The sequence below is a fragment of the Paracoccus fontiphilus genome, from assembly GCF_017356265.1.
Lineage (GTDB): Bacteria > Pseudomonadota > Alphaproteobacteria > Rhodobacterales > Rhodobacteraceae > Paracoccus > Paracoccus fontiphilus.
Genome location: NZ_JAFNAW010000153.1, coordinates 1 through 1,906, shown reverse-complemented (window position 1 = coordinate 1,906; position 1,906 = coordinate 1). Strand labels below are relative to the sequence as shown.

Sequence of the window (1,906 nt, the reverse complement as noted above, 5' to 3'; positions counted from 1 at the left end):
GCTGGCCGCCGCCGAGGCCCTGACCGGGGCCATCCGCGACGCTGCCGCCGCCGAGGCCGCATCGCGCGAGGCTTCGGCCCGACGCGAGGCGGCTGATGTTGCGCTGCCGGACCTGCGCGAGGAAGAACAGGTCGCCGCCGCCATCCTGTCGCGCCTTGTGGTCGAGCGCGAGGCCCTGGACGAGGCCGATGCCCGCGCGGCGGGGGCCATCGCTACCCTGCAGGCCCGCGTGGCCCAGCTTGCCCGCGACATCGAGCGCGAGGAGGCGCTGAACCGCGACGCGGGCGAGGTGGTGGAACGGCTCGCCTGGGAGAAGGCCGAGCTGGAGAAGGCGGGGCAGGGCCATGACGCGCGGCTGGACGCTGCCGCCCATGTGGCGGACGAGGCTGCCGAGGCGCTGCGCGCCATCGAGGCGCGACTGGCGGAACTGACGGACGAGGCTGCGCGACTTGCCGCACGCCACCAGTCGGCGGAACGGCTGGTCGCGGATCTGCGCGCCATGCTGGAGCGATCGGAACGTGCCGGGGCGCAAGCGCAGGCCAATGCCGACCGTGCCGCCGAGGCCGGGACCCTGGCCGAAGGCGCCCTTGCCACGGCCGAGGAGGCGCAGGAAGCCGCCGCCGAGCGGGCCGAGGCCGCCGAGGATGCGCTTGCCACAGCCGAGGCCGCGCGGGCGGAAACCGAGGCCGTCGAGACCGGCGCCCGCATCGCGCGGGCCGAGGCCGAGGGCGAGGCCAGCGCACTGACGGCCGAGATGGCCGCCTTGCGCCGGCTGGTGGAACGCGGCGGGTCCGGGGGCAAGGCGATCCTCGACCAGGTGACGGTCGCCAAGGGATACGAGGTCCCCTTCGGCGCGGCCTTTGGCGACGACCTGCGGGCGGGCCTTGCGGCGGACGGGGAAAGCGGCTGGCATCGGCTGGCGGGCTGGGACGATCCGCAGCCCTTGCCGGACGGTGCCGCGCCCCTGGCGCCGCATGTCGCCGGGCCGGACGCCCTGGCGCGCAGGCTGTCGCAGGTCGGGTTGGTTGCGGACACGACGACAGGGGCGGCCCTGCAAGCTGCCTTGAAACCGGGCCAGCGGCTGGTCACGCCTGCGGGCGATCTGTTCCGCTGGGACGGGATGCGGGTTGTGGCGGGCGAGGCATCATCCGCCGCCGCGCTGCATCTGCAGAAGGTCAACCGACTGGCCGAACTGGCGGAGCAGTCCGCCGAGGCGGAAGCGAGGGCCGCCATCGCGGTCGAGGCGCACGAGGATGCGCGCGCCGCCCTGTCCGATGCCACGACGACCGAGAAATCCGCCCGCGATGCCCGCCGCGATGCGGAACGGCAGTTGTCGGACGCCGCCCGGGCGCTGACACGCGCCGAGTCCGACCTGTCGATGGCGCGCAGCCGCATCGAATCGGCGGGTGCGGAACTGGCGCGGCACCAGGCGGACGCCTTTGACGCGCGCGGGCGGCTGGCCCAGGCCGAGGCGGCGCTGGCGGAACTGCCCGACCGGACGGATGCGGCGGTGGCCATGGAGCACGCCCGCACCGGGGTCGAGGCCGCGCGCATCGCCACGATGACCCGCCGCGCCGCCCTGGACGAGCTGAAGCGCGAGGCCAATGCCCGCACCAAGCGCCTGCAGGAAATCGCCAAGGAAGAGTCTGGCTGGAAGCTGCGCCTGCAGCAGGCGGGCACGCGGGCATCCGAACTGGGCGCGCGCCGCGATACCGCCGCCGCCGAGTTGTCGGATGCCGAGGCGCAGCCCGCCATCCTGACCGCCCGCCGGGCCACCCTGCGCGAGCGGGAGGGGGACTGTGAGGCACGGCTGGCGGCCGCCCGCGATGCCCTGTCCGCGGCCGAGGACGCCGCCCGCGCCGCAGCCAGTGCCGAGCGCGAGGCCGAGCGCGCCGCATCCGAGGCT

Annotated in this window: 1 protein-coding gene; it reads left to right on the top strand. The window is 75.4% G+C overall.

Translation table 11 applies throughout. The features are described from left to right. On the top strand, nt 1-1,906 hold a 1,906-nt coding region (locus tag J0F76_RS20565), incomplete at both ends, for a coiled-coil domain-containing protein (protein WP_479724750.1).